Source organism: Tessaracoccus flavus (assembly GCF_001997295.1).
Taxonomy (GTDB): Bacteria; Actinomycetota; Actinomycetes; order Propionibacteriales; family Propionibacteriaceae; genus Arachnia; species Arachnia flava.
In genome coordinates this window covers 3129353-3154996 of sequence record NZ_CP019605.1, presented here as the reverse complement: position 1 = coordinate 3154996, position 25644 = coordinate 3129353, and the positions used below count along the sequence as shown (strand labels likewise).

Here is a 25644-nt window from a genome sequence, read left to right as displayed (position 1 = left end):
AGCGGCCGTGTATCGAAGGGCTCCTGAACGTACCCGCTCACCCGGGTCAGCGCTTCGCCGCACGGGTAGAGACGCGGCGCTAGCATCGGGCCATGGCAGGCGAAGGAGAACGGCGGCGGGATCTAGCCTCGCTTCCCAAGGCTCATCTGCACCTGCACTTCACCGGCTCGATGAGCATCCCCACGCTCGTCGACCTCGCTGAGCGCCGCGACATGGAACTGCCCACGAAGCTCGTCGACGGCGTCGCGCTCGACGTGCCCTACAACAAGCGCGGCTGGAACCGATTCCAGCACCTCTACGACGTCGCCCGCGCCGCGGTCCGCGGGGAGCACGCGCTGCGCACCGTCGTGCGACGCGCTGCCGAGGAGGACGCGGCCGAGGGTTCCCGCCGGCTGGAGTTGCAGATGGACCCGACGTCGTACGCCAGCTCGGTCGGGGGCCTCCAGGAAGCGCTCGACATCGTCTGCGACGAGGCTGCGATCGCCTCGGCCGCCACCGGCGTGCAGGTGGGCATCGTCGTCGCGGCGTCCAGGATCCGCCACCCTCTGGATGCCCGCACCCTCGCTCGGCTCGCGGCCCGCCGCGCGGGCACCGGCCCAGGAGAGGTATGCGCCTTCGGGCTCAACAACAACGAACGTGAGGGGCGCACCGAGGAGTGGTCCGGCGCGTTCCGCATCGCCCGGCGCGCCGGCCTGCCGGGTGTGCCCCACGGCGGCGAACTTCGCGGCGCCAGGCATCTGGCCCAGGTAGTGGAGCACCTCGAACCGTCGCGCATCGGGCACGGCGTGCGCGCCGTCGAGGATCCTGACCTCCTGTCACGGATTATCGATCGCGGAATCACCTTCGAGGTGTGTCCTGCCTCCAACGTGCACCTGGGAGTGTTCAGGGATGTCGACGACGTGCCCCTGACAACGCTGCTCGACGCCGGCGCCAGCGTCGCCCTCGGGGCCGACGACCCGCTGTTGTTCCAATCGCGCCTCACCGATCAGTACGAGCTCGCCCGCTCCGTGCACAGGCTGGACGACGCTGGCCTCGCGAGGCTCGCGCGCGATTCAATCAGGGCCAGCTTCGCGTCCGACGACGACAAGCGGGCGTGGCTCGCCGACGTCGACGCCTGGCTCGCCGAGGAGCTCGATTTCTGAGCTTGTCGCGCCCTGTTCCCTGAGCTTGTCGAAGGGTGACGGCCTCAGCTTTGGCCGTCGCCCCCTTGGTCAGGGGCGGCGGCAGGGATCTGGGCCGTAACCCTTCGACAAGCTCAGGGAACAGCCCGTGCGTCGCGATTGGTCCCTGAGCAGGGCCAGCTCGCTCTGCGAGCAGCCCGTCCGTCGAAGGGTAACGGCCGGTGGTCGAACCCCGCCCCCGTGGTCAGGGGCGGCGGCAGGGAACGGGGCCGTAACCCTTCGACAAGCTCAGGGAACAGGGCCGTAACCCTTCGACAAGCTCAGGGAACAGGGCCGTAACCCTTCAACAAGCTCAGGGACCTTTTCCGGATATGGAAAGACCCCGGCCGGAGCCGGGGTCTTTCGCGGTTGCCTCAGATCACTGGGCGACGACCTCGAAGGGGACGTGCGCGGTGACGGCCTGGTGCAGCTTGACGGCCGCAGTGTGGGCGCCAAGCGTCTTCACCGGCTTCGCGAACGAAACGGTGCGCTTGTCGATCGTGGGACCACCGGCCTTCTTGACCGCGACGGCCAGGTCGGAGGTGGTGACGGAGCCGAACAGGTGACCCTGCTCGGACACCCGTGCGGGGATCTTGACGGTCAGGCCCTCGAGCTGCGTGCGCAGCTCCTGGGCGTGCTCCACGCCACGGACCTCGCGTGCGTCACGAGCGCGCTTGATGCCCTCGATCTGCTTCTCGGTGCCGCGGGTCCAGCGGATCGCCTTGCCCTGGGGCAGAAGGAAGTTGCGGCCGTAGCCGTCCTTCACCTCGACGACGTCGCCGGCGATGCCGAGCTTGTCAACGGTGCTGGTCAGAATGAGCTTCATGGTTCACTTCCTCCTGATCAGCGTGCGGTCGACGCGTACGGCAGCAGGGCGACCTCGCGGGCGTTCTTCACTGCGAGGGCGATCTTGCGCTGGTCCTGGACAGAGAGTCCAGTGACGCGGCGGGCGCGGATCTTGCCACGCTCAGAGATGAACTTCTTGAGCGTGTTGATGTCCTTGTAGTCGATGTTCGAGACGCGAGTCTTCTTCACCGGCAGGATCTTCTTCTTGTTCACAGGCTTGCGCTGTGGACCGGCCATTGTGGTGCTCTCCTTGTTTCTCGGGACGACGTGCCCCGGGGAAGCCCGTCTTTCGACGGAATGTGCCAGCTAGCCCCGGTGGGGGCTGAGCGGGTGGATCAGAACGGGGGTTCTTCCGGCTGGGACTGAGCCCAGGGGTCGTTGCCGCCGCGGTTGCCACCGGAGGTACCGGTGCCGCCCCACGGATCGGACTGACCGCCCTGGCCGCCGCCGGGCTGGCCTCCGCCCTGATTGCCCTGCCAGCTGCCACCGCCGCCGCCACCGCCCCCTTGGGTGCGGGTGACCTTGGCCGTTGCGTAGCGCAGGGCGGGACCGACTTCGTCGACATCAACCTCGAACACGGTGCGCTTCTCGCCCTCGCGGGTCTCGTAGCTGCGCGACTTCAGACGGCCGGAGACGATGACGCGGGTGCCCTTCTGCAGGGACTCGGCAACGTTCTCGGCGTACTGACGCCAAACCGAGCAGTTGAGGAACATGGCATCGCCGTCCTTCCACTCGTTCGTCTGACGATCGAACGTGCGGGGCGTGGACGCGACAGTGAAGTTCGCGACCGCCGCTCCATTGGGAGTGAAGCGAAGCTCGGGATCGGCGGTGAGGTTGCCGATGAGCGTGATGGGGGTTTCGCCTGCCATGTGTTTCTGCCTTCCGATGCGGACTTGGGTGGTGAGCGTTCGAGCTTGGATCGATTCTCACCTAGAGGTCTGGGCTGCGTTGTCAGTTCCCACTATTGGAGTGAGGACCGACAGTTTCCCACCCAGACCGGGCGCTGTGGATAACTCAGTCTTCCTTGTTATCTTTCGGTTCTTCGAGCCGCAGAACCTTGGTGCGCACGACCCGCTCGTCGATGGACATCAGTCGGTCCATCTCCTTCACGGACGCGGGCTCCGCGGTCACCTGCAGCACGGCGTAGATCGCCTCAGACTTCTTGTTGATGTCATAGGCGAGACGACGACGACCCCAGATGTCGGTGTTGTCGACGGTGCCGCCGTCCTTGGTGATCACCTCAAGGTGCTTCTCAACCAGTGCGGGCACCTGACGCTCGTCGACATCAGAGTCGATGAGCACCATGATTTCGTACTTACGCATGCTTCAGCCCCACCTCCTTCGGACTAACGGCCACGGGTCGTTCCCGTGGCAGGAGGGCAAGACCGCCTCGCAAGGCGGCCAAGGGCCAACCCTACCGGTCGGCCCGACGGTTACCCAAACGGCGCCACCGAGTCCCAGCTCCACAGGGGACACAGGCTCAGGTGACAGGAACCCGGCCGCTCACCACCATCTGTTGCCAGAACGCGTCCGCCCAGCCTTCGTAGGCGACGTCGTTGGGGTGGAAGAGGTCGGACGCGGTGTAGAGGTGGTATCGCAGCCCCACCTCCCTCGTGATCCGGTGGAGTTCGACCAGGTGATGCCCGTGACGTTCCGCCTCCCTCGCAGCGGCCTCTGACATCAATCGCGACTGCCGACCCCAGAACGGCAGGGAGAACCACGGCACGTCCGCGACGAACGATCCGCTCGGGAGCGCCTCGAGGATGACGGCGATGCTGGCCGCATAGGTCTTCGGGTTGTGACCCGGGAAGACGACGTCGTTGCCGCCGATATCGAGGGTCACGATGTCGGGGGTGAAGGGCAGGTGGGCCAGGCGTGGGAGCTGGTCGTTCACCACGTCGTCGCTCGTCGCCCCCGAAACCGACAGGTTCGTCACGGACACCCGGCGCCCGCTCTCGGCCGCCAGCCGCTCGGCCAGCAGCGCCACGTATCCGCGCTCCACCGACGAGGCCCCCACACCCTGGGCTGCGGAGTCGCCCAGCGCGACGTAGCGCAGTACACCATCACCGCCGTCGGACAACCCAGCCCAGTGGGCCCGGTAGGGCTCGACGTGCCTGGCCACCGCGCGGTGGCCGACGAACCACGACGCCAACGCGGTAGCGGAGGTGGCGGCGGTGACTCCGGCCACCGTCGCCAGTCGGTTCATCTCCGCCCTCGATAGGGCCCCGGCAGCACCGGGTTCCCGTCCTTCGCCCAGGCCCGGAGGCCTCCGGCCACAGACTCGGCGAGAAGTCCCTTCGAGCGCAGTTCCGCTGCAGCGATGGAACTGCGCAGCCCGTTGTCGCAGATGACGATGACGGCGGAGTCCCGGTCGGCGAAGATGTCGTCGCCGTGGATGGCTTCGGCGGGATCGTCGTGAAGCGACCTGGGGTCGACGGGGCGGGCGCCGGGCGCGTGACCCGCCTCGTATTCAGCCTGAGTGCGGACGTCAATGAGCACCGCACCCTTGCTCAGTGCCATCAGCGTCTCCTCGATGGTCAGGCCGGTCGAGCGCTTGCCGAGGAAGTCGAACATACCCATTCCCCAATGGTGACACGCGTCACAGCACGCCGAGCATGATGAGGCCGACGATGAAGGCCACGGCGCTGAGCCCCACCCCGAGTAGCAGGTAGCCGGCCCACCTCTTTCTCGCCCACCGGGCGGTGAGGACGGGGAGGGTGGCCGCGCCGATGAAGAGCAGGACGGCCAGGATCCGCGACACCGCGCCGGGGCCCTCGACCTGGAAGTCCAGCCCCGCGCTGTCGTCGCCGCGTAACGAAACGAAGACGACGGCGGCGAAGAGAGCGGGGAGAACGAGAAGCAGGGACGCCGCACCGAAGCCGAGCGCCCCTGGCCAGGTTGCCCACCAGAGCTTCCGCCGTCTGCCCATGGGCCCCAGGTTAGCCCGCCATCCAGCCTGCCCTTCCGCACACCGAACGCCAACGGTCCGGCGGAAACGCCAACGGTCCGGCGGAAACGCCAATCGTCATTCCGTTAGGCCCGCGAGCCTCAGCGATGCCCGCGATATATCACGGGCGTCGCTGAGTCTCGGGGGCGGAAGCCCCTCGCCGTTGGCGTCGGCGTCGAAACCGTTGGCGTTTCGCTCAGACCGTTGGCGTTCCGCGCAGACGGTTGGCGTTTCACTCAGAGGGTTGGCGACGATGTGGCTGTGATCTCAGCGGAGAGTGCCGACGGCGGGCGCCCGTCACTCTCCGCCGGAGCGGCGGCGCTCCATTCGGGCGTACATGTCGTCGACCATGGCCTTGAAGCGGGCCTCCACCTCGCGACGGCGGACCTTCAAGGTCGGCGTCAACAGGCCGTTATCCATGGTGAACTCCTCGTGGAGCACGCCGGTCTCCTTGGGGCGCTCCTGGCTCGGCAGTTTGGCGGTCAACTCGTCGACCCGCCTCTTCAACTCTTCGAGCAACTCGTTCGAGGCCAACCAGTCCTGCACCTCGCCCTGCCAGTTCTTCGCCTTGGCCAGCGCCTCCACCTGAGGTAGCGACGGCTTGACCAAGAGGGTGACGAAGGGACGGTTGTCGCCCAGCAGCACAGCGTGCTCGAACAGCGGGTCCGAGAGGATCAGGCCCTCAATGGGCTGGGGTGCCACGTTCTTACCGCCGAGGGTGACGATGATGTCCTTCAGCCGGTCGGTGATCGTCAGGAAGCCGTCGGTGTCGACATAGCCGACGTCGCCGGTGTGCAGCCAGCCGTCCTTGATGGTCTCGGCCGTCGCCTCGGGATCGTTCCAGTACCCGCGCATGAGGTTGGGGCCCTTATAGAGGATCTCGCCCAGATCGCCGATCCGGATCTCCCCACCGGGGAGCACCTTGCCCACGGTGCCGATCTTGAAGTCCGACGGCGAGTTGAACGACACCAGCGGTGACGCCTCGGTCAATCCATAGCCGGGCTGGATGGGGAGGCCGACTGCGGCGAAGAACTCCTCGATCTCCTCACGGATCGGCGCCCCGCCGCAGGCCAGCACCGACTTCGGCCCGCCGAGGGCGGCGCGGACGTTGCTGAGGACGAGCTTGTCGGCGATCGCCAGCTGGGCGCGGACCACCGCGCTGGGTTCGCGGCCAGCACGGTGGGCGTACTGCGCGTGCCGGCCGACCTTGAGCGCCCACGCGAACAGCTTCTTCTTGCCGGCGGACCCCGCGACCTTGGCGTGCGCCGTCGCGAAGACCGTCTCGAAGAGCTTCGGCACGCTGACCATCAGGGTGGGCTGGGCGAGCACCATCTGCTCGGCGACCGTGCGGGCATTCTCCACGTACGTGTTCATTGCCCCATGGATGAGGACGACGGCGGTCCAAGCCCGCTCGAGCGCGTGCGAGAGCGGGAGGAAGGCCAGCGAGTGGTCCTCCGGTGTGATGTCGAAGAACTGGTCCAGCGCATCGCTCTGGGCCACCAGGGCCCGGTGCTCGATCATGACGCCCTTCGGGTTGCCAGTGGTTCCCGAGGTGTAGATGATCGACGCGAGGTCCTCTCCGGACGCCTCACGGAACCGCTCGTCAAGGGCCGCCCGGTCGGGCTGGCCCAGGAAGTCGTCGTAGGACACGACACTGTCCGGCATCCCGTCGAACGGCTTGACGACGACGATCTGACGGAGCTCCGGCAGGTCGTCGGCCACGGACAGGACACGCTCGCATTCGCTCTGGCCGCCGACGAACATGACGGTGAGGCCGGAATCCGCCGCGATGTGCTGGATCTGCTCCGGTGTCGACGTCGCGTACAACGGGACGGGGATGGCCCTGGCGGCTCCGGCGCCCAGGTCGATCTCCGACCATTCCGGGCGGTTGTTGAGGAAGATGCCGATCCGCCCGCCTGCCTCGACCCGCAGATCGAGTAGGCCCTGCGCCACGCGGTCGATTCGTGTGCCCAACTCGGCGTAGGTCTGGGTGACCCACCGGTCGCCCTCCCTGATCCTGGTCGCCACCCGGTGACTGTGCTTGTTGATTGCCTCGCGAACGCGCACGACTACGTGATCCGACACGTCGACTCCCCTCGATTGTCTGCGCCCAACTTAGCTACTGACCGGTAACCTACGGCGGCGTAACCGAGATCTCCCTGACCTGACAAGCTCGCGAGTAACGACCTACACCTGCTGAACCGTGTGCACGACCGCTCGACGACACCTCTGAGCGGGGTGCCACGCTGAGACACTGCGTCGAGCGGGCTTCTACACGGTTTGGTCCCTGAGCAGCTCGCGAGGAACGAGCGAGCGTCCGTCGAAGGGTCACGACCACGCGACCCACCGCCGCCCCCGACCACAGGGCGGCGACCACCCTCACGGCCGAAACCCTTCGACAAGCTCAGGGAACTCGATTGGCCCCTGAGCAGCTCGCGAGGAACGAGCGAGCGTCCGTCGAAGGGTCAGAACCACGCGACCTACCGCCGCCCCCAACCACAGGGCGGCGACCACCCTCCCGGCCGAAACCCTTCGACAAGCTCAGGGAGCACGGAGGACAAGCTCAGGGAACTCGATTGGTCCCTGAGCAGCTCGCGAGGAACGAGCGAGCGTCCGTCGAAGGGCGGTCCCTGAGCAGCTCGCGAGGAACGAGCGAGCGTCCGTCGAAAGGTCACGACCACGCGACCCACCGCCGCCCCCGACCACAAGGCGGCGACCACCCTCACGGCCGTAACCCTTCGACAAGCTCAGGGAGCACGGAGGACAAGCTCAGGGAGCACGGAGGACAAGCTCAGGGAGCACGGAGGACAAGCTCAGGGAGCACGGAGGACAAGCTCAGGGAGCACGAGGGGACTAGCTCAGGGGTCTAGCGGATAGGCTCGGGCCCCATGACTGCCCTGTTCGGAGCCCACGTCAACTCGACCGACCCCCTCGCCGACGCCGCCGCGCTCGGCGCGGACATCGTGCAGATCTTCCTCGGGGACCCACAGAGCTGGAAGAAGCCGGCCACGCTGTTCCCCGGCGGGGCTGAAGCGCTCAGGAACGCCGCTGAGGCCGCGGGCGTGAAGATCGTCGTGCACTCCCCGTACGTTCTGAACGTCGCCTCCACCAACAACCGCATCCGCATCCCGTCACGCAAGCTGCTGCAACAGACGGTCACGGAGGCGGCGGCGGTGGGCGCGATCGGCGTCGTCGTCCACGGCGGCCACGTCACCGCCGACGAGGACCCGGCCGTCGGTTTCGCGAACTGGCGCAAGTGCGTCGACGGCCTTGATCTGTCGGTGCCGATCTTCATCGAGAACACCGCCGGCGGCAACAACGCCATGGCCCGGCACGAAGGAGCGATCGAGCGCCTGTGGGAGGCCCTGGCCGGCTCGCCGAACTTCGATTCGGTGGGCTTCTGCCTGGACACCTGCCACGCGCACGCCGGCGGGGCCGAGCTCGACGGCCTGGTCGACCGGGTGCGCGCCATCACCGGCCGGATCGACCTGGTGCACTGCAACGACTCCCGCGACCCCGCCGGCAGCGGTGCCGACCGGCACGCCAACCTCGGCGAGGGCCTGGCCGACCCCGACGCCCTCGTCCGCATCGTCGCGTCGGCCGGCGCCCCCGTGATCCTCGAGACGCCCGGCGGCGTTGCCGAACACCTCGACGACCTGGCCTGGCTACGCGCCCGCCTGTGACCGTCTCCATCCCCCTGATTCTCCGCGTCGTCAAGGGGCCGAAAACAAGTGGACCATCCCGGTGCACTTGTCCAGACAGCTAGACTGAGCGCGCCACCACGACCCCCCGATCGAAGGGAGCTCTGGCGTGCTATTTGCTCTGGTCGCCGCGCACGCGGTGCTGGGTGCCCTCACTCCCCTGCTGGTCCGGTTTCTGGGGTCGCGGTCCTTCTTCGTGCTCGCGCTGGGCCCCTTGGCAGCCGGGGTCTGGTTGCTGACTCAGGCTCCCGTCGTCCTCGGCGGCGGTGTCTACGTGGAGTCCTACGACTGGATCCCTGCCCTTGACGTCAGCCTGACGCTGCAGATGGGCCTGCTCCAGTGGGTCCTGGCGATGATCGTCTCGTGGATAGGCCTGTTCGTCCTGCTGTACAGCAGGTGGTACTTCGACGGCCTCACTCACGCCCGCTCGGCCGCGGTGCTGACGCTCTTCGCGGGCACCATGCTGGGGCTGGTCACCGCCGACAATCTCGTGGTGCTCTACATCTTCTGGGAGCTGACTACGGTCTTCTCCTACCTTCTCATCGGCCACGACCCCACCCGCCGCGCAAACCGCGGCGCCGCGCAAACCGCTCTCATCGTCACCACCGCGGGTGGTCTGGCGATGCTCGTCGGCATCATCGCGCTCTGGCAGGCCACCGGCACCATGTCGCTGCAGATCATCATCGCCAGCCCCCCGACGGGTGTCCTCGCCACAGCCGGGGCTCTCCTCATGCTCGTCGGCGCGTTGAGCAAGTCGGCGCTGGTCCCCTTCCACTTCTGGCTCCCCGGGGCAATGGCCGCCCCGACGCCCATCTCGGCCTACCTGCACGCGGCGGCAATGGTGAAGGCGGGCGTCTACCTCGTCGCCGTCCTCGCCCCCGCCTTCGCGGAAGTACCGTTCTGGCGTCCGACGGTGATGCTGCTCGGCACTGTGACGATGGTGTTGGGCGGCTGGCGTGCCCTGCGGCAGACCGACCTCAAGCTGCTGCTCGCCTACGGCACCGTGAGCCAGCTCGGCTTCATGGTGCTGCTGGTCGGCATCGGCACCCAGTCGGCGGCCTTTGCTGGGCTGGGTCTGGTCATCGCGCACGCCCTGTTCAAGTCGACGCTGTTCATGTGCGTCGGGCTCATCGACCACTCCGCCGGCACGCGCGACGTCCGCGAGCTCAACGGTGTCGGCTACCGGGTGCCGTGGCTGGCCGCGCTCGGCGGTCTGGCCGCGCTCTCGATGGCCGGCATGCCTCCGCTGGTCGGATTCCTCACCAAGGAGGCGGCCTTCGAGTCCGCGGTGTACCTGGTGGAGGGCGATGTTGCTGACCTGACGCCGCTCGCCGCCGCCGCGCTCGCCGTCGCCCTGGTCTTCGGATCCGCCATCACCGTCGCCTATTCGCTGCGCTGGTGGTGGGGCGCGTTCGCGTCGAAGGACGGCGCTCCCGCGCTGCAGTGGCATCGCCCGGCCTGGGGCATGGCCGGCATCCCGATGTTGCTCGGGACCCTCGGCCTCGTCGGCGGGTTCCTCGGCCCTCAGTTGACCCGGGTGCTGACGGCGTACTCCGAAACAGTCCCCCTCGGCGAGCCCAGCTACGGGCTGGCGCTCTGGCACGGGGTGTCGTGGCCGCTCATCATGTCGATCGTGGCCCTCGCCGCCGGCGTCGCCCTGTTCGTGTTCCGGGAGCGGATCGCCGATATCCAGGCGACGTTCCCCGAAGTTGTCACCGCCGAAGACCTCTACCACCGCTCGATGCACGGCATCGACCGGGTGGCGGTGGAGGTCACCGCGCGAACGCAACGAGGCTCGTTGTCGATCTATCTCGGCACGATCCTCGTGACTCTGGTGGCACTCTCCACCTGGGCGCTGCTGAGCATCCGCCTGTGGCCCACCTACCGCGCCTTCGACTTCTGGCCACAGTTGCTCATCGCGCTCGTGATGATCATGGCGGCTGCACTCGCCGCCACCTCGCGCGGCCGGATCCGCGCCGTCCTGCTCGTCGGCGTCACCGGCTACGGGCTCGCCCTGCTGTTCGCCATGGGAGGGGCTCCCGATCTGGCGCTCACGCAGGTGCTGGTGGAGACGGTGACGCTCGTGGTGTTCATCCTCGTGGTGCGCAAACTCCCGCGCTACTTCACGAACCGGCCCCTGAGCTCGACGCGCTGGTGGCGCGTCCTGGTGGCGGTGCTGACCGGTACGACGGTCACCCTGATCTCCCTCGTGGCCGTGGGCGCCCGGGTGTCCGATCCCGTGTCGGACGCCTGGTACGACGCAGCCTACGAGTTCGGGTTCGGCAAGAACATCGTCAACATCGCCCTGGTGGACATCCGAGCCTGGGACACCTTCGGTGAGGTGTCGGTGCTCGTGATCGCGGCCACCGGCATCGCCTCGCTCATCTTCCTGAGGTCTCGCACCACGAGCGTCAAGCGCACCGAGGAGGCCTTCCGCGACCGCGACGACGACCCGCAGGACGACGCCTCGCCCGGCGTGTGGCTGCGGGCCGGCCAGACCCTGTCCCCCACGGTCCGATCAGTGGTCTTCGAAGTCATCACCCGGCTGCTGTTCGGCGTCATGATCGTCGCCTCGGTCTACCTCCTGCTCGCAGGGCACAACTCCCCCGGCGGCGGCTTCGCCGGCGGGTTGGTGGCCGGCATGGCGCTCGTCATCCGCTACCTGGCCGCGGGCCGGTACGAGCTCGACGAGGCCGCGCCGATCGACGCCGGACGCCTGCTGGGTGGCGGGCTGCTCCTGATGCTGCTGGCCGCCGTCGGCCCTCTATTCCTGGGCGGCGCCGTTCTGCAGAGCTACGACTACTACCTCAACCTGCCAGGCCCCGATTCCATCGCCACCCCGCTGGGCGTCCTGCCCCTCTTCGGTGAGCTCCACCTGGTCAGCTCGGTCATCTTCGACGTGGGCGTGTACCTGATCGTCATCGGGATGCTGCTCGACGTCGCCCGCAGCCTCGGCTCAGGGATCGACGAGCACGCCGAGGAACAGCTCGCGCCGATGCCCCTACCCGACTCGACGGTGGCCCTTCCCGGCCGGAACGGGGAGCGCCGATGACCGCCAACCTCACCCTCGCCATCACGGCTGGCGTCCTCGTCGCCGCCGGCGTCTACCTCGTGCTTGAACGCTCGCTGACCCGCATCCTCCTCGGCATCCTCGTGCTCAGCAACGGCGTGAACCTGATGTTCCTCGTCGCCGCGGGACGCCCGGGCACTCCGCCCATCGTCGACCTCGTCGAGGAGGACATCTCGGATCCACTGCCGCAGGCGATGGTGCTCACCGCCATCGTCATCACGATGGCCGTTGCCGCGTTCGTCCTCGCGATGGCCTACCGCAGCTTCCAGTTGCATGGCCACGATGAGGTGGCCGACGACGTCGAGGACGCCCGCATCCGTGAACTGGCCGACTCGGACGTCGCCTCCGAGAGCTACGAGGACACCTCGTTCTCCGACACGGGAGAGGACGTGGTGAGCGAATGACCAGCCTCCTTCCGGTGCCGGTCCTGCTGGCCGTGTTCGGCGCGGCCGTGACGCTTGTCCTGCCCCGCCGGCCCGGTCTTCAGCGCTTCGTCTCCATCCTCAGCATCAGCTGCATGATCGGCGTCGCCGCAGTGCTGATGTGGTTCACCAACTCCCACGGCCCGCTGGCCCTGTGGCTGGGCGGCTGGGAGGTGCCGCTCGGCATCTCGCTCGTCGCGGACCGGCTGAGCGCGTTGATGCTGCTGGTCGCGGCAGTGGTGGCGCTCTGCGTGCTGATCTTCGCGACGGGGCAGGACCGCGACGAGGTGCGCCGGGAGACCCCGGTCTCGATCTTCCACCCCACGTTTCTGCTCCTCATGGCCGGCGTCTCGAACGCGTTCCTCGCCGGGGATCTGTTCAACCTCTTCGTGGGCTTCGAGATCCTCCTCTTCGCCTCGTACGTCCTGCTGACCCTCGGCGGCACCCCCGACCGCATCCGTGCCGGCACCACGTACGTCATCGTCTCGCTGCTCAGCTCGTCGCTGTTCCTCATCTCGATCGCGTCTATCTACGCTGCCACCGGGACCGTGAACATGGCGCAGATCTCCATCCGGCTGGAGATGATCACCGAGCCGATCCGGCTGCTCCTCGAAGTGCTCCTGGTGGTCACCTTCTCCATCAAAGCCGCGGTCTTTCCGCTCTCCAGCTGGCTGCCGGACTCCTATCCGACGGCTCCCGCGCCCGTCACCGCCGTGTTCGCCGGCCTCCTCACCAAGGTCGGCGTCTACGCCCTCATCCGCACAGAGACGTTGCTCTTCCCGGGCACGAACATGCACGGCATCCTGATGGTCGTCGCGCTGGCCACGATGGTGATCGGCATCCTCGGCGCCGTCGCGCAGGTGGAGATCAAGCGAATGCTGTCGTTCACGCTCATCAGCCACATCGGCTACATGATCTTCGGCATCGCGCTCAACACCGACGAGGGCATGGCGGCCACCATCTTCTACACCGCCCACCACATCACGATCCAGGCCACGCTCTTCCTCGTCACGGGCCTGATCGAGCGACGGGGCGGCACGTCGTCGCTCGACGGCCTGGGGGGTCTGCTCAAGGTGGCGCCCATGCTCGCCTTCCTGTTCTTCATCCCCGCGATGAACCTGGCCGGCATCCCCCCGATGTCCGGATTCGTCGGGAAGCTGGGGCTCCTCCAGGCGGGCGCCAGCGTCGGCACGCCGCTGGCCTGGGCCGTCGTCGCCGGCGGGGTCACCACCAGCCTCCTGACTCTCATGGCCATGGCGAAGGTCTGGAACCGCGCCTTCTGGGGCGTGACGCCCAGGGAGCAGCGTCAGGTCGAAGCGCGCGAACTCGAGCTCGACCTCGACCCCGATGAGCTCGACGACGACACCCGCCCCATGCCTCCGGTGCAGGTTGGGGCCACGCTGGCGCTCGTCCTCTTCGGGATGGCGCTCATGGTGTTCGCCGGCCCGCTGTACGAGTACACCACCGCAGCCGCGGAGGCGCTGCGCGACGGCTCCTATGTCAACGCGGTACTGCCGGAGGGCTTGCGATGATGCGCTCAGCCACGCCGTGGCGCGACCGGCTCCGCTTCCGGCCGCTGTCGGTCTTCGGGATGACGCTGATGTGGATGCTGCTGTGGGGCAGCGCGTCGCCGGTCATCGTGCTCTCGGGCATGCTCATCGGCTATCTCATCGACATCGTCTTCCCCCTGCCACCCATCTTCTGGCAGGGCAAACTGCGTCCGCTGGGCGTCGTTGTCCTCGTCTTTCACCTGCTGTGGGACCTCGTGGTGTCGTCATTCCGCGTCGTGGCGCTGGTGTTCCACCGGCGGGTCAACCTCAACGCCGGCATCGTCCGGGTCGACCTCCACAGTGACAACGACCTCTACCAGGTGCAGGTAGCCGAGATGATCTCCCTGGTTCCTGGGACCGTGGTCGTCGAGGTCGTGCGCAGCCCCCGGCGCCTGTACCTCCACGTCATCGACCTCGTCGGCGATGAACCTCTGGCACGCGTGCAGCGCATGGTGTTCGACGTCGAGTCCCGCGTCCTGCGTGCCTTCGGCTCGGACGAGGAGATCGCGCAGTTCAACGAGGCGCTCGAGCTGCACCCCGACCCCCGGGCTACCGAGATGGAGGTGGAGTCGTGACGCTTCTCACCAATGTCATCCTCAGCGTCGCCGCCGTCGTGCTGGCCGTGGCGGCGCTCATCGGCGTCAAACGGATCGCCGATGGCCCCTCACAGCTCGACCGCTCCGTGGCGGCTGACCTCATCGTCGCCGTCGTCGTGGCATCGCTGGGGCTCTGGACCATCTGGACGGACCTGTCGACCGAACTGCTGGTGCTGGTCATGCTGTCAATGTTGGGGTTCACCAGTGCCGTGTCCATCGCCCGCATGGTCGGTGACCGCATGTTGACTCGCCGCCGCTACACGGCGGAGCGGGAACACGAGGAGGCTGACTCATGATCGACGCGACATTCGACCTCATCGGTGCTCTGTTGATGCTCGTCGGGGCCGGCCTCTGCTTCGCCGCCGCCGTCGCGCTGGTCCGCTTTCCTGACGTGATGTCGAAGATGCATGCGGTGACGAAACCGCAGGTGCTGGGTCTCATCGCGATCAGCCTCGGCATCGGGTTGAGTCTGCGCACCTGGTGGGCGTCCGGCCTGTGCATCCTCATCGTGGTGGTGCAGCTGCTCACCGCTCCGGTGTCGGCCAACCTGGTCGCGCGAGGCGCCTACCGTGCTGGCCTGGCCAACGACTCCAAGCTCAAGTACAACCATCTCGCTGAGGACCTCAAGGAAGCCGGCTACACGCGCCCCGAGCAACTCTGATGCGAGAGAGCGGGCAGCCCACGAGCCCTTCGATACGCGGCCGTTCGTCCCTCACGGCCGCTACTCAGGGAGACGAATATCGTCGCCTGAGTAGGGAGCGAGGAACGAGCGACCGTATCGAAAGTGCCCCCCAGCGAAACCCCGACTACAGGAGTGCTTCGGCGAGCAGTTCGAGGCCGCGGAGTTTGGCCGGCCACGCGTCAGCGGGATCGGCCTCGTAGGCACCCTCGATGGGGTGGATCATGATCTCGTCGACGCCGTACTGGTCGGCCGTCTCCTCCAGCTGCGCCTTGACCTGCTCTGGGTTACCGATCGCCCAGGTGTCGACGACCGGAGCGACGGCGGCGCGCAGGTCGTCGGTGAGCAGCCGCTTCACCTCGTCCCCGACACGGGGCTGCGGGTCCATCTTCCCCCTGGTGGAGAGCGACGCCATGAGGTACTGGTGGGGTTCGCACAACTCCCACGCCTCGTCGGCGGTTTCTGCCACCGAGACGTTCACCGTCACGAAGGTACGCGGCTGAGCGCCGTGCTCGCTGGGCTGGAAGCTGCTGCGGTACAGGTCCAGCGCGCGCTGCGTGCCGCGCCCCGAGAAGTGGTGCGCGAACACGTACGGCAGGCCCATCGTCGCAGCCATCTCCGCCGAGTAGTCCGACGAGCCGAGCAGCCACACCGCCGGCGCGTGCTCCAGCACGGGGGTGGCGCGCAGGCTGTAGTGCTGACCGTGACGCAGGCGGATCTCTGCGCCGTCGGGGTTCAGCAGGGTGAGGATGTCGGCCACGTTCTGCGGGAACTCGCGGACCGGATCGCTGGGGCGGCCGTTGGCATCGACGAAGTGGCCGCCGCTGAGGTGGCCGCGGATGGCGGCCGAGGTGATCGGGTCGGTGCCGGGTGCCCGCCCGATACCCAGATCGATTCTGTCGCCGTAGACCGCGGCCAGCAGCGCGAACTGCTCGGCCACGGCGAGCGGGGAATGGTTGGGTAGCATGACGCCGCCCGAGCCCAGCCGGATCCGTGACGTGTCCTGCCCGAGGTACATGAGTTCGACCGCTGGAGCCGTCGAGGCGACAGACGTGGTGTTGTGGTGCTCCGCCACCCAGTAACGCGTGTAGCCGAGCTTGTCGGCCGCCTCGACCATCGCCCTACTCGCGCGCAGCGCCTGGGCGGTGGTCTGACCCTGGCGCACGTTGATGAGATCCAACACCGAAAGCTTCATGCCTCCCACGCTAGCCAGACGGGCAAGCCTCAGCGGCCACGGAGCGTTGCCGACCGGGGCGGGGTGGCTAAACTGCCTAGTTGACAGCGACGTAGTTGGCAGGAGAGCTGATATCCCGTGAGTGATGCGCGCACACCGACCGGAGCCCGCGTGCTGCCCCCGGGCTACCGGAACGGGCGCCTCCACCTCGACGACGACAAATTGCGGGTCCTCGAGACCGACTTCGACGTCGCGGCGTACACGCGAAACGCCCGAGGCCCCATCAGCGTCGACGGCGACGTGACCCTCGCCCCCGACGCGCGGCGCGACGTCGGCTACCTGTGGCGCGTGGAGCACGAGGCGCTCGGCGACCTGCGCAAGATGCTCTCCTCCTGGACCAGCAACGAGGCCCGCATCACCGCCTTCCTCGGCACCTGGGCCTACGAGCGCTACTGGAACGCGCGGGCGCTGCGCGACCTGCTCACCGCCGACGGCAGCCCCGCGCCCCGTCCGCTTCCCCGCCGCGGACTGCACGCTCGGCTGGTCGGCGCCTACGTCGAGTACCTCCTCCCCGGCGTCTCCGCGATCGGAGGAATCGTCGTCGGCGAGCCCGTCACCGCCGGGCATATGGCTCGGATGGCCGTCCACGAAGGGGGCCTCCAGGTGGCGTACCGGGCGCTCCTCCCCCGCCTCGACGGCGCCGCCCACGACGTCGTCGCCGACGTGATCGAGCGGCGCGAGTCGTTCGTCGACTTCTTCCGGCAGGAGGCTGCGGCGCGCGTGCGACGTTCCCCCGCGGAGCGGCTGAGCGCCGCGATCGCCGTCGGCCCACAGTTCGTGCCGATGCGTCCCGACGGCGTGCCCGACCCCGGTGAGGCCGAGACGTTCGGGGCGCTGTTCTCCTCCCGCGAAGCGAGATCTGCTCTCGTGGAGTCGGACCGCGCGATCGCGTCGCTGCTGCCGGGGCGCCCCTTGCCGTCGGTCCGCGCCGTGCGCCGACGCCTGCGCCGTCCCCTCATCCACCGCCTCACCCGGAGCCCGCACCATGGCATTTGACCTGGACAAGTTCACCGAAACCTCGGAGGCCGTCGCGTGGGACGACCTCGACTTCGACACCTTCGACGACCAGCCACTCGATGCGGACACCCTCCGATCGCTGCGCTACATGTGCGACGTCGAGTACCACACGTCCTGCTTCCTCCGGGACCTGCTGGTGACGCGGTCCCGCCGCGAGCCAGAGGCCGCGGGGTTCATGACGATGTGGAACCGGGAGGAGTTCTGGCACGGCGAGGCGCTGTCTGCCGTTCTGCAGCGTCACGGCATCGTCGTCGACTACGACGAACTGAAAGCCAAGCGGGTGAAGCTCGGCTGGCAGTTCGCGCTGGGCCCGCTCAAGCAGTCGGTGATGAGCAACCTGGTGGGGAAGAACTTCATCGCCGTCCACATGGCCTGGGGCGCCGCTAACGAACTGTCGGCCGTGGCCGCTTACCGCCGGATGGCTGACATGACCAGCCACCCCGCTCTGTCCCCCCTGTTGCGGCGGATCGCGCAACAGGAGACCAGACACGTGGCGTTCTACACGACGCAGGCCCGCGCCGCGATGGAGGAGTCCGAGACGGCGCAGAAGCTCGTCAGGCTCGTCCTCGCCAACGCCTGGCGCCCCGTCGGCTCCGGCATGATGGACGAATCCGAGGTGCAGCACGTGATGAGCCACCTTTTCCAGGGCCACATGGACGTGCTCGACAAGGTGGATCTGAGGGTGCAGAAGCTGCCGGGGCTCGAGGGGTTGACCATCTTCCGCACCGCCTTCACGAAGATGGGGATCACGTAGGCCGAGGCATCGAGCAGGGTCGCCGATCCCTGAGCAGCTCGCGAGGAACGAGCGAGCGTCCGTCGCCCTTCGACAAGCTCAGGGACCTTGGTTGATCCCTGAGCAGCTCGCGAGGAACGAGCGAGCGTCCGTCGAAGGGTAACGGCGTTGTGGCTCACCGCCGCCCCCGACCACAAGGGCGGCGACCACACGCACGGCCGTAACCCTTCGACAAGCTCAGGGACCACGGAGGACAAGCTCAGGGACCTTGGCTGGTCCCTGAGCAGCTCGCGAGGAACGAGCGAGCGTCCGTCGAAGGGTTACCGCACCGTGGCTCACCGCCGCCCCCGACCACAAGGGCGGCGACCACACCCACGGCCGTAACCCTTCGACAAGCTCAGGGACCACGGAAGGACAAGCTCAGGGAGCACGAGGGGACAAGCTCAGGGACCACGGAACGACAAGCTCAGGGTCCGACATGACGAGCCCAGAAGATCTCGCTTCGTCAGTCATTCGGGCCGAAGGGCGACCCGGCGGAGGAGAGGGTAGGGTAACCCCGTGACCAAGAGTGTTTATATTGCCTCGTCGGAGCGGCAGGTCAGCAAGTCCTCCATCGCGCTCGGCGTGATCGAACTATTTGCCCGTCAGGTTCGTTCCGTCGGCGTATTCCGACCCCTTGTGCATTCGGTCGAGAGCGACGCGGTGACCGAAGCCCTCATCTCCCAGAAGGGTGTCCGACAGAGTCTCGCCGACTCAGTGGGGGTCACCTACAAGGAGTATGCGGACGATCCCGCAGCCGCTATCGACACGATCGTCGCCAAGTACGCCGAGATCGAAGCCAAGTGCGACGCCGTCGTCATTCTGGGCTCCGACTACGACGACATCGAGAGCGCCCAGGAGCTTGGCCACAACGCGGTGATCGCCGCGAACCTCAACTCCCCCATCCTCTTCGTCACGCGCGCCGCCGACCGGAACGTCGAGCAGGTCAAACGGCTCACCGAGTCAGCCATCGAGGCGTACGAGGAGCGGCACAACTCCATCGCGGCGATCGTCGCCACGCACGTCTTCGAGGAGCGACACCAGGGACTCGCCGAGGCACTGCGCGAAGTGCGCGACGTACCCGTGTCGCTCATCCCCGAGGACGCCGTGCTGGGCGCTCCCTCCGTCGGGGCGCAGTTCGACGCCGTCGGCGCCACGCAGTGGCTGGGCCAGACCGACTTCCGCAGCCTCGAGTCGCTCCACACCATCGTCGGTGCAATGACCCTGCCGAACCTGTTGGCCCGGCTGAAGCGCGAATCAACGGTCATCGTTCCCGCCGATCGTCTCGACCTCGTCGCGGGGCTCATCATGGCGCACCGCTCCGCGCACTACGGGCCGCTGGCCGCCGTCGTCCTCACCGGCGGCTTCGAGATCCCCGAGACCATAAAGACGCTGTTCGCCGACGCGGAGATCGACCTGCCGGTGGCGATCACCCAGGGCGACACGTTCACCACCGCGGTGGCCCTCCAGGGGGTCCAGGGCACCTCGACGAGTTCGCCCCGCAAGATCGACGTGTCCCGCGCGTTGTTCTCCGCCAACGTCGACGAGGCGGCCCTGCTCGCCGCCATCGATCTCCCCCGCACCGAGATCCGCACGCCGACGATGTTCGAGCACCAGATCATGCAGCAGGCGCGCGCCAACAAGCAGCGCATCGTCCTGCCGGAGGCCACCGACGACCGCATCCTGCAGGCCGCCGAGGTGGTGCTCAACCGCAACGTCGCCGACCTCATCCTGCTCGGCGACTCGGGCAAGATCAGCCGTCGCGCCTCGGAGCTCGGCCTCAACCTCTCGGCCGCCACCGTGGTCAACCCCGACGATCCGGAGCTGGCCCGCCAGTTCTCCGAGGAGTACGCCCAGCTCCGCGCCCACAAGGGCGTCACGACCGAACAGGCCCTCGAGCGGATGAAGGACCTGTCCTACTTCGGCACGATGATGGTGCACCTCGGGAAGGCCGACGGCATGGTGTCGGGCGCGATCAACACCACCGCCAACACGATCCGGCCTTCGCTCGAGTTCATCAAGACCGTCCCGGGCCTGTCGGTGGTCAGCGGCTCGTTCCTCATGTGCATGAGCGACCGCGTGCTGGTCTACGCCGACTGCGCCGTCAACCCTGATCCCACCGCCGAGCAGCTCGCCGACATCGCCATCTCATCGGCCAAGACCGCCGAGAGCTTCGGCATCGAGCCCCGCATCGCCATGCTGTCGTACTCGACGGGTGACTCGGGCTCCGGCGCCGATGTCGACAAGGTCCGGGCCGCCACCGAGCTCGTACGCGAGCGTGCCCCCGAGCTCAAGGTGGAGGGTCCCATCCAGTTCGACGCCGCCGTCGACAAGGTTGTGGCGAGCAAGAAGATGCCGAACTCCGAGGTCGCCGGCCAGGCGACGGTGTTCATCTTCCCCGACCTCAACACGGGCAACAACACCTACAAGGCCGTCCAGCGCACGTCCGGTGCGGTCGCGATCGGTCCCGTCCTCCAGGGGCTGCGCAAGCCGGTCAACGACCTGTCGCGCGGCGCCCTCGTCGACGACATCGTCTCCACCATCACCATCACCGCCATCCAGGCCCAAGCAATCTGAGAAACGAAGCCAGCGCAATGTCCCAGATCCTCCTGCTCAACTGCGGATCGTCGTCCATCAAGTATCAGCTCCTCGACCCGGCGCAGGGCAGCCCCCAAGCCGTCGGCATCGTGCAGCGGATCGGGCAGCCGATGTCGACGATCGACCACGAGGCGGGCGACGCCGAGTACCACGACGAGGAGCCGTTCGCCGACCACACCGAGGCTGTGGCCCGCGTCGTGAGGATGTTCGACGAGCACGGCCCGAGCCTCGACACGGTGGTGGCCGTCGGGCACCGCACGGTGCATGGCGGATCGACCTTCGTCGAGTCCACGCTCATCGACGACGAGGTCATCGCGCACCTCGAGGAGCTCTCCGAACTCGCGCCGCTGCACAACCCGCCCGCCCTGGCCGGCATCCGCGCCGCCCAGAAGGTGCTGCCGGACGTGCCGCACGTCGCGATCTTCGATACTGCGTTCTTCTCCACCCTTCCGGCGGAGGCCTACACCTACGCGATCGACCGGCAGGTGACCGAGCGCCTGGGGGTTCGCAAGTACGGCTTCCACGGCACCAGCCACAGCTACGTCTCCAAGGAGGCCGCGAAGTTCCTCGACCGTCCGATCGAGGACCTGAAGATCATCGTCTGCCACCTCGGCAACGGTGCCTCCATCTCGGCGGTCGACGGCGGAGTGGCCGTCGAGACCTCCATGGGGCTGACCCCGCTGCAGGGCCTCGTCATGGGCACCCGCTCGGGCGACGTCGACCCTGGGCTGCACAAGTACCTCGTGCGCAAGGGCATGACGATCGACGACGTCGACACCCTCCTCAACAAGCAGTCGGGCATGGCCGGGCTGTGCGGCTACACGGACATGCGCGACGTGGCGACGCAGATTCACGCGGGCAACGAGGAGGCCAAGCTGGCCCTCGACGTCTACGTCCACCGGCTGATCAGCTACATCGGCTCGTACATCGCCGTCCTGGGCGGCGTCGACGCGCTCGTCTTCACCGCCGGCATCGGCGAGAACGCGGCCCACGTCCGCGGCCCCGCGGTGCGCAGGCTCGCCGGCCTCGGCTTCGAGCTCGACGAGGAGGCGAACAAGGTCCGCTCCAAGCAGGCACGTGAGATCTCGACGCCCGAATCCAAGGTGCGCGTCCTGGTCATCCCGACGAACGAGGAACTCGCGATGGCCCAGGAGACCCTCCAGGTCATCGGCGCCTGAGGAGCCCGCGCGAGCCCCTCGATACAATCGCTCGTCCCTCGCTCGCTACTCGGCGAAACGGGTCCCAAACGTCTCCCTGAGTAGCGGCCGCGAGGAACGAGCAGCAGCGAAGGTCTTATGGTCTGTCAAGTGGTGTGGGGGAGGTTGTTGAGGTCTGTTTGGAGGGCGGTCCAGAGGTCTCGGGTGACGTGTCGTTTGAGTGCTCGGATGGCTTCGGAGCGGGTCTTTCCTTCGGATACTCGGCGTTGGATGTAGGTCTTGGATCGCGGGTCGGTTCCGAGGCGTCCGATGACGACGCGGTGGATGACGCTGTTGGCTTGCCGGTCGCCCGAGCGCGACAATCTCCACCGGCTGGACTTTCCGGATTGAACGGGCAGTGGTGCCACGCCGACAAGTTTGGCGAACGCGTCACCGGAGGTGATCCGGCCGGGGTGACCGGCGGTGATCAACAACTGGGCAGTGGTCACTGGCCCGACATGATGCTGGGCCAGCAGGGTCGGCGCGATCGGGGTGAGGATCCTGAGCAGTTGCGCATCGATCTCGACGATGGCCCGATCATGGTCGAGGCAGGCACGGGCGAGGTCCCTGAGGGCGAGTTTGTAACTGTTGACAGGGTCGTGGAGACGAGTCAGGTCGGGACGCCACGCGGCGATCCGGGCCCGTTTCTGGGCCGAGTTCAACCCCCGCACCTGGTCAGCGAGGTCGTCGGGACAGGTCACCAGCATCCCGCCTACACGGCCCCAGGCCCGCTGCCTGGAGCTCCGGTGATGGGCCCGCAGCACCATCAACGGTCGTAGCGCGGCGATCGCGGGATGATAGTGCTTGGCTAGGCCCTTCTGGGTGCCGGCCGCCGCCGCGGTCGCCGCCCGGTACGCGTCGAGCTCATCGGTCTTCCCGTGCCGGGCCCGGTCACCTCGTTCGGTGTGGTTGATCTCGATCACCTCGATCCCGGCAGCATGCAACACGGCGGTCAACCCGGCACCATAGGTGCCGGTCTGTTCCACCCCGGCCCGCGAGACCCTGCCATGATCGGCGGCCCAGTCCAGTAACTCAAGATAGCCGGCCGGGGTGGCCGGGAACTGCTGGTCAGCCACCGGAGCACCGGTCGCCGCGTCCACCAACGCCGCGTGATGGATGTCCAGATGGGTATCGATACCCACCACCACCGATCCTGATGGGGGGTTGCGGTGACGGCGCGTGTGTGATGTCTTGTACATGTTGCCTCCCTCAAGGCTTGTCACTATCAGCCGGGAGGGATGGCTCAGCAGGCCGGGGACCGGAGCACTACAGAGATGAGCCCCACACACGCGGGGCACGGTCTTATCAAGCTACCGCCCCGGCCTGACCCATCCCCCAACCCGCACGCGGGGTCAGACACCGGCCCGGATCTCCCAGGGATCAACGAGGCAGGGCACATCGCTGCAACGCCCTCCAGGGCAGTATCGAAGACAGCCACCACCACAAGACCACCGGAAAGCCCGGCACCCTCATCCTTGCGGATCCCCGGGAAACCCGGTACCCCCAATCCTCTCTGTATCGAAGGACCCCGCACCCAACCGCTCACCCGAGACAGCGGAGCCCCGCGGCAGCCCCTCGATACGGTCACTCGTACCTCGCTCCCTACTCGGGGAAACGGAAAGAACCGTCGCCCCCGATCACAGGGACGGCGACCGAAGCTGGGGCCGTAACCCTTCGACAAGCTCAGGGAACTAGAACCGAAGCTGGGGTCGTAACCCTTCGACAAGCTCAGGGACCGATAGGCGACAAGCTCAGGGACCGATAGGCGACAAGCTCAGGGACCGATAGGCGACAAGCTCAGGGAGCTAGACGACAGCCGGCTACTCGCCGTGGAGCACGTCCAGCCAGAGGCCGGCGTCGATCAGCGCGGCGAGCGCGTCCAGGTCGGTGATCGGGTTGTCCTCGACGTACAGCTCCTCGAGCGACCAGGCGTCGGCCAGCGGCGCCACCGTCGTGATGTCGTTGCCGCGGACGTCGAGCGCCGCCAACTGGAGCCGCTCCGAGCTCAGGCCCTCGACGGACGTGAGGTGGTTGTCCGCGACAGCCAGCACCACGAGCGAGCTGAGGGAGGAGAGATCGCCGACTTCCGTGAGCTCGTTGTCCGACGCATCGAGCAACAGCAGGCTGGGCAGGTAGGGCAGCCCGTCGAGGGTGGTCAGCCAGTTGGAGCTGAAGTCGGCCACCTCGAGGTTGGGCAGCTGCGCGAACCCGAGGTCGTCGAGCGACTCGATGCCGCGGTTGTAGCAGTCCAGCTCGACCACGTTTTGCAATCTGCTCTGCGGGATCGCAGTGTGGTTGTGCGCGACCCCGGCGGCATCGGCCAGACACTCGAACAGCCCGGGATCGCCGATCAGCGCGTCACCGCCCTGCAGCGCGGGGTAGGTGATCGGGCCGAAGCGCACGATGTTGTTGAACAGCCACTTCGTCACAGTGCGGTACCCGACGACGTTCGCGGACAGGTTGTACTGCTCCACCACCTTCGCCTCGGTGTAGGAGCGGCAGCCGTTGCGGCCGGTCGCCGCCGTATCGCACTCGGTCCTCCACTTGCGGCCGTCCTTGGCGGTCCACTCGCCATTGTTGCCCAGGGGGTTCGTGGTCCACATGGTCCGCGGGGACGGCAGGTAGGTGAGGTTATTGAACAGCCAGTCCCGCTGCGTCACGTACTGTCCGTCGCGGTAGACGACGTAGGAGGCGAAGATGCTGGTGCGGCAGCGCGTGGTCTGCGAGTACGGCTCGCACTCGGTGTACCACTGCCGGCCGTTGACTTCGTGGTGCCCGGCGGTGCTGTAGACGTCGACCTCCGCGCGGGCGTCGAGGGCGGGGACGAGCGGCGCAAGCGCGGCGCCGAGGATGAGGGCAGCCATTGCCCGGAAGACCTTCACGAGGGTCCCTTCAAGAGTTGGTGGCTGAATCGTAGGGGATGCACATCTCCCACGGATAGGCAGGGCCGGCAAGGGGCAACGCGTTGTGGAGGTCCCACAAACGACGGCGCCTCGAGGTTGTGGACTCGCGCCAGCCAGCGTGCCCGCATCGCCGTCGACTTCGCGGAGCGTTCCGCAAGTGGCGTACCTTATAGGGCATGGCATCAGCACTCATCACGGGCGGTACCTCCGGCATCGGACACGCGTTCGCGCGCGAATTCGCCAGCAGGGGCACTGACCTGATCCTCGTCGCCCGTGACGAGGCCCGGCTGAACGCCGTCGCGGAAGAACTGCGGCAGTTGCACGGGGTCGAGGTGGAGGTGCTCCCAGCAGACCTCGCTGTACGCGACGACGTCGCACGCGTCGCCGCGCGGCTCGAGGACCAGAGCCGCCCCGTCGACTGGCTCGTCAACAACGCGGGCTTCGGCCTCCACTCGACCGTGCTCGACCCCGACGACATCGACATCCACGCCCGCGCGCTCGACGTCATGTGCCTAGCCGTGCTCATCCTCGGCGGTGCCGCGGCCCGGGCCATGAAGGAGCGCGGCCACGGCCGCATCGTGACCGTCGCGTCGTCGTCGTCGGCGATCTACACCGGCAACTACTCGGCGATCAAGGCCTGGGCGCGTTCGTACTCCAACGGCCTGGCGCTCGAACTCACCGGCACCGGCGTCACCGCGACCGCGCTGCTCCCCGGCTGGGTGCGCACCGAGTTCCACGACCGTGCGGGCATCAACGCCTCCAAGATTCCCGACTTCATCTGGATCGACCCCGACAAGCTCGTGCGAGAGTGTCTCGACGACGCCGAGAAGGGCAAGATCGAGTCGGTGCCGGACTGGAAGTGGAAGCTCGCCCTCAAGGTCGGCGACCACGGGCCGAGGACACTGACGCGCTGGTTCACCCGGGTCCTCACCGCGTCGAGGAAGAGGCACTGA

Annotated in this window: 24 protein-coding genes; 13 read left to right on the top strand and 11 right to left on the bottom strand. The window is 67.5% G+C overall.

Annotated features, from left to right (window positions below; genetic code table 11):
* The first annotated feature begins 92 nt into the window (after positions 1-92).
* A complete protein-coding gene (locus RPIT_RS14395; RefSeq protein ID WP_077344078.1) occupies positions 93-1142 on the top strand; it encodes an adenosine deaminase in 1050 nt (349 codons plus the stop codon).
* Between the two features lie 397 nt (positions 1143-1539).
* Here the strand turns inward: RPIT_RS14395 and rplI are convergent, their stop codons facing one another.
* The 8 genes from rplI to RPIT_RS14355 all read right to left on the bottom strand — a co-directional run bounded on the left by rplI (position 1540) and on the right by RPIT_RS14355 (position 7038).
* Complete coding sequence (gene rplI, locus RPIT_RS14390; RefSeq protein WP_077344077.1) at positions 1540-1986, bottom strand: 50S ribosomal protein L9; 447 nt, start codon at positions 1984-1986, stop codon at positions 1540-1542.
* A gap of 17 nt (positions 1987-2003) precedes the next feature.
* Positions 2004-2243, bottom strand: a complete 240-nt coding sequence (rpsR, locus tag RPIT_RS14385) for a 30S ribosomal protein S18 (RefSeq protein WP_077344076.1) — start codon at positions 2241-2243, stop codon at positions 2004-2006.
* Positions 2244-2341: 98 nt separating this feature from the next.
* Entirely contained in the window at positions 2342-2875 is a 534-nt protein-coding gene (locus RPIT_RS14380; RefSeq protein ID WP_077344075.1) for a single-stranded DNA-binding protein, read from the bottom strand.
* Positions 2876-3020: 145 nt separating this feature from the next.
* A complete protein-coding gene (rpsF, locus tag RPIT_RS14375) occupies positions 3021-3329 on the bottom strand; it encodes a 30S ribosomal protein S6 (protein WP_077344074.1) in 309 nt (102 codons plus the stop codon).
* Between the two features lie 157 nt (positions 3330-3486).
* Positions 3487-4212: an SGNH/GDSL hydrolase family protein gene (locus RPIT_RS14370; RefSeq protein WP_077344073.1), complete on the bottom strand. Its 726-nt coding sequence runs from the start codon at positions 4210-4212 to the stop codon at positions 3487-3489.
* Entirely contained in the window at positions 4209-4586 is a 378-nt protein-coding gene (locus RPIT_RS14365; protein WP_077344072.1) for a rhodanese-like domain-containing protein, read from the bottom strand. Before RPIT_RS14365 ends, RPIT_RS14370 begins: the two co-directional genes overlap by 4 nt.
* Positions 4587-4605: 19 nt before the next feature.
* Entirely contained in the window at positions 4606-4935 is a 330-nt protein-coding gene (locus RPIT_RS14360; RefSeq protein ID WP_077344071.1) for a hypothetical protein, read from the bottom strand.
* 315 nt (positions 4936-5250) lie between these two features.
* Entirely contained in the window at positions 5251-7038 is a 1788-nt protein-coding gene (locus RPIT_RS14355) for an AMP-dependent synthetase/ligase (protein ID WP_077344070.1), read from the bottom strand.
* Positions 7039-7841: 803 nt separating this feature from the next.
* Here RPIT_RS14355 and RPIT_RS14350 point away from each other — a divergent pair.
* The 7 genes from RPIT_RS14350 (at position 7842) to mnhG (ending at position 14953) form a co-directional block, all read left to right on the top strand.
* The gene (locus tag RPIT_RS14350) at positions 7842-8636 is read left to right on the top strand and encodes a deoxyribonuclease IV (RefSeq protein WP_077344069.1); all 795 of its coding nucleotides are present in this window, start codon (positions 7842-7844) and stop codon (positions 8634-8636) included.
* Positions 8637-8763: 127 nt separating this feature from the next.
* Positions 8764-11706 carry a Na+/H+ antiporter subunit A gene (locus RPIT_RS14345; protein ID WP_077344068.1) on the top strand — a complete coding sequence of 981 codons (2943 nt, stop codon included), beginning with the start codon at positions 8764-8766 and terminating at the stop codon, positions 11704-11706.
* Entirely contained in the window at positions 11703-12128 is a 426-nt protein-coding gene (locus RPIT_RS14340; protein WP_077344067.1) for a Na(+)/H(+) antiporter subunit C, read from the top strand. The genes RPIT_RS14345 and RPIT_RS14340 overlap by 4 nt, the downstream gene beginning before the upstream one ends.
* Positions 12125-13678 carry a Na+/H+ antiporter subunit D gene (locus RPIT_RS14335; RefSeq protein WP_077344066.1) on the top strand — a complete coding sequence of 518 codons (1554 nt, stop codon included), beginning with the start codon at positions 12125-12127 and terminating at the stop codon, positions 13676-13678. Before RPIT_RS14340 ends, RPIT_RS14335 begins: the two co-directional genes overlap by 4 nt.
* Entirely contained in the window at positions 13675-14271 is a 597-nt protein-coding gene (locus RPIT_RS14330) for a Na+/H+ antiporter subunit E (RefSeq protein WP_077344065.1), read from the top strand. The genes RPIT_RS14335 and RPIT_RS14330 overlap by 4 nt, the downstream gene beginning before the upstream one ends.
* Positions 14268-14588: a monovalent cation/H+ antiporter complex subunit F gene (locus RPIT_RS14325; RefSeq protein WP_077344064.1), complete on the top strand. Its 321-nt coding sequence runs from the start codon at positions 14268-14270 to the stop codon at positions 14586-14588. Before RPIT_RS14330 ends, RPIT_RS14325 begins: the two co-directional genes overlap by 4 nt.
* Positions 14585-14953, top strand: a complete 369-nt coding sequence (gene mnhG, locus RPIT_RS14320) for a monovalent cation/H(+) antiporter subunit G (protein ID WP_226996277.1) — start codon at positions 14585-14587, stop codon at positions 14951-14953. The genes RPIT_RS14325 and mnhG overlap by 4 nt, the downstream gene beginning before the upstream one ends.
* 145 nt (positions 14954-15098) lie before the next feature.
* On the opposite strand, the gene RPIT_RS14315 is transcribed toward mnhG, so the two are convergent.
* Positions 15099-16166 (bottom strand): LLM class flavin-dependent oxidoreductase, encoded by a 1068-nt coding sequence (locus RPIT_RS14315; RefSeq protein WP_077344063.1) that lies wholly within the window; start codon positions 16164-16166, stop codon positions 15099-15101.
* A 117-nt stretch (positions 16167-16283) separates the two neighbouring features.
* On the opposite strand from RPIT_RS14315, the gene RPIT_RS14310 reads away from it, so the two are divergent.
* The 4 genes from RPIT_RS14310 to RPIT_RS14295 all read left to right on the top strand — a co-directional run bounded on the left by RPIT_RS14310 (position 16284) and on the right by RPIT_RS14295 (position 21770).
* Positions 16284-17201 carry a hypothetical protein gene (locus RPIT_RS14310; protein ID WP_143028278.1) on the top strand — a complete coding sequence of 306 codons (918 nt, stop codon included), beginning with the start codon at positions 16284-16286 and terminating at the stop codon, positions 17199-17201.
* Positions 17191-17976 carry a ferritin family protein gene (locus RPIT_RS14305; protein ID WP_077344061.1) on the top strand — a complete coding sequence of 262 codons (786 nt, stop codon included), beginning with the start codon at positions 17191-17193 and terminating at the stop codon, positions 17974-17976. The genes RPIT_RS14310 and RPIT_RS14305 overlap by 11 nt, the downstream gene beginning before the upstream one ends.
* Before the next feature lie 537 nt (positions 17977-18513).
* A complete protein-coding gene (pta, locus tag RPIT_RS14300; RefSeq protein ID WP_077344060.1) occupies positions 18514-20571 on the top strand; it encodes a phosphate acetyltransferase in 2058 nt (685 codons plus the stop codon).
* A 17-nt stretch (positions 20572-20588) separates the two neighbouring features.
* A complete protein-coding gene (locus RPIT_RS14295) occupies positions 20589-21770 on the top strand; it encodes an acetate/propionate family kinase (protein ID WP_077344059.1) in 1182 nt (393 codons plus the stop codon).
* A 125-nt stretch (positions 21771-21895) separates the two neighbouring features.
* Here the strand turns inward: RPIT_RS14295 and RPIT_RS14290 are convergent, their stop codons facing one another.
* Both RPIT_RS14290 and RPIT_RS14285 read right to left on the bottom strand, forming a co-directional pair.
* The gene (locus tag RPIT_RS14290; RefSeq protein WP_077344058.1) at positions 21896-22987 is read right to left on the bottom strand and encodes an IS110 family RNA-guided transposase; all 1092 of its coding nucleotides are present in this window, start codon (positions 22985-22987) and stop codon (positions 21896-21898) included.
* A gap of 621 nt (positions 22988-23608) precedes the next feature.
* Entirely contained in the window at positions 23609-24670 is a 1062-nt protein-coding gene (locus RPIT_RS14285; RefSeq protein ID WP_077344057.1) for a leucine-rich repeat domain-containing protein, read from the bottom strand.
* A gap of 197 nt (positions 24671-24867) precedes the next feature.
* Here RPIT_RS14285 and RPIT_RS14280 point away from each other — a divergent pair, with 197 nt between their 5' ends.
* Positions 24868-25644, top strand: a complete 777-nt coding sequence (locus RPIT_RS14280) for an SDR family NAD(P)-dependent oxidoreductase (protein ID WP_077344056.1) — start codon at positions 24868-24870, stop codon at positions 25642-25644.

Excerpts from the sequence above, each read along its gene's own strand:
- RPIT_RS14395 (WP_077344078.1), top strand. The coding sequence starts at position 93 with ATGGCAGGCGAAGGAGAACGGCGGCGGGATCTAGCCTCGCTTCCCAAG.
- rplI (WP_077344077.1), bottom strand. The coding sequence starts at position 1,986 with ATGAAGCTCATTCTGACCAGCACCGTTGACAAGCTCGGCATCGCCGGC.
- rpsR (WP_077344076.1), bottom strand. The coding sequence starts at position 2,243 with ATGGCCGGTCCACAGCGCAAGCCTGTGAACAAGAAGAAGATCCTGCCG.
- RPIT_RS14380 (WP_077344075.1), bottom strand. The coding sequence starts at position 2,875 with ATGGCAGGCGAAACCCCCATCACGCTCATCGGCAACCTCACCGCCGAT.
- rpsF (WP_077344074.1), bottom strand. The coding sequence starts at position 3,329 with ATGCGTAAGTACGAAATCATGGTGCTCATCGACTCTGATGTCGACGAG.
- RPIT_RS14370 (WP_077344073.1), bottom strand. The coding sequence starts at position 4,212 with ATGAACCGACTGGCGACGGTGGCCGGAGTCACCGCCGCCACCTCCGCT.
- RPIT_RS14365 (WP_077344072.1), bottom strand. The coding sequence starts at position 4,586 with ATGGGTATGTTCGACTTCCTCGGCAAGCGCTCGACCGGCCTGACCATC.
- RPIT_RS14360 (WP_077344071.1), bottom strand. The coding sequence starts at position 4,935 with ATGGGCAGACGGCGGAAGCTCTGGTGGGCAACCTGGCCAGGGGCGCTC.
- RPIT_RS14350 (WP_077344069.1), top strand. The coding sequence starts at position 7,842 with ATGACTGCCCTGTTCGGAGCCCACGTCAACTCGACCGACCCCCTCGCC.
- RPIT_RS14340 (WP_077344067.1), top strand. The coding sequence starts at position 11,703 with ATGACCGCCAACCTCACCCTCGCCATCACGGCTGGCGTCCTCGTCGCC.
- RPIT_RS14335 (WP_077344066.1), top strand. The coding sequence starts at position 12,125 with ATGACCAGCCTCCTTCCGGTGCCGGTCCTGCTGGCCGTGTTCGGCGCG.
- RPIT_RS14330 (WP_077344065.1), top strand. The coding sequence starts at position 13,675 with ATGATGCGCTCAGCCACGCCGTGGCGCGACCGGCTCCGCTTCCGGCCG.
- mnhG (WP_226996277.1), top strand. The coding sequence starts at position 14,585 with ATGATCGACGCGACATTCGACCTCATCGGTGCTCTGTTGATGCTCGTC.
- RPIT_RS14315 (WP_077344063.1), bottom strand. The coding sequence starts at position 16,166 with ATGAAGCTTTCGGTGTTGGATCTCATCAACGTGCGCCAGGGTCAGACC.
- RPIT_RS14305 (WP_077344061.1), top strand. The coding sequence starts at position 17,191 with ATGGCATTTGACCTGGACAAGTTCACCGAAACCTCGGAGGCCGTCGCG.
- RPIT_RS14295 (WP_077344059.1), top strand. The coding sequence starts at position 20,589 with ATGTCCCAGATCCTCCTGCTCAACTGCGGATCGTCGTCCATCAAGTAT.
- RPIT_RS14290 (WP_077344058.1), bottom strand. The coding sequence starts at position 22,987 with ATGTACAAGACATCACACACGCGCCGTCACCGCAACCCCCCATCAGGA.
- RPIT_RS14280 (WP_077344056.1), top strand. The coding sequence starts at position 24,868 with ATGGCATCAGCACTCATCACGGGCGGTACCTCCGGCATCGGACACGCG.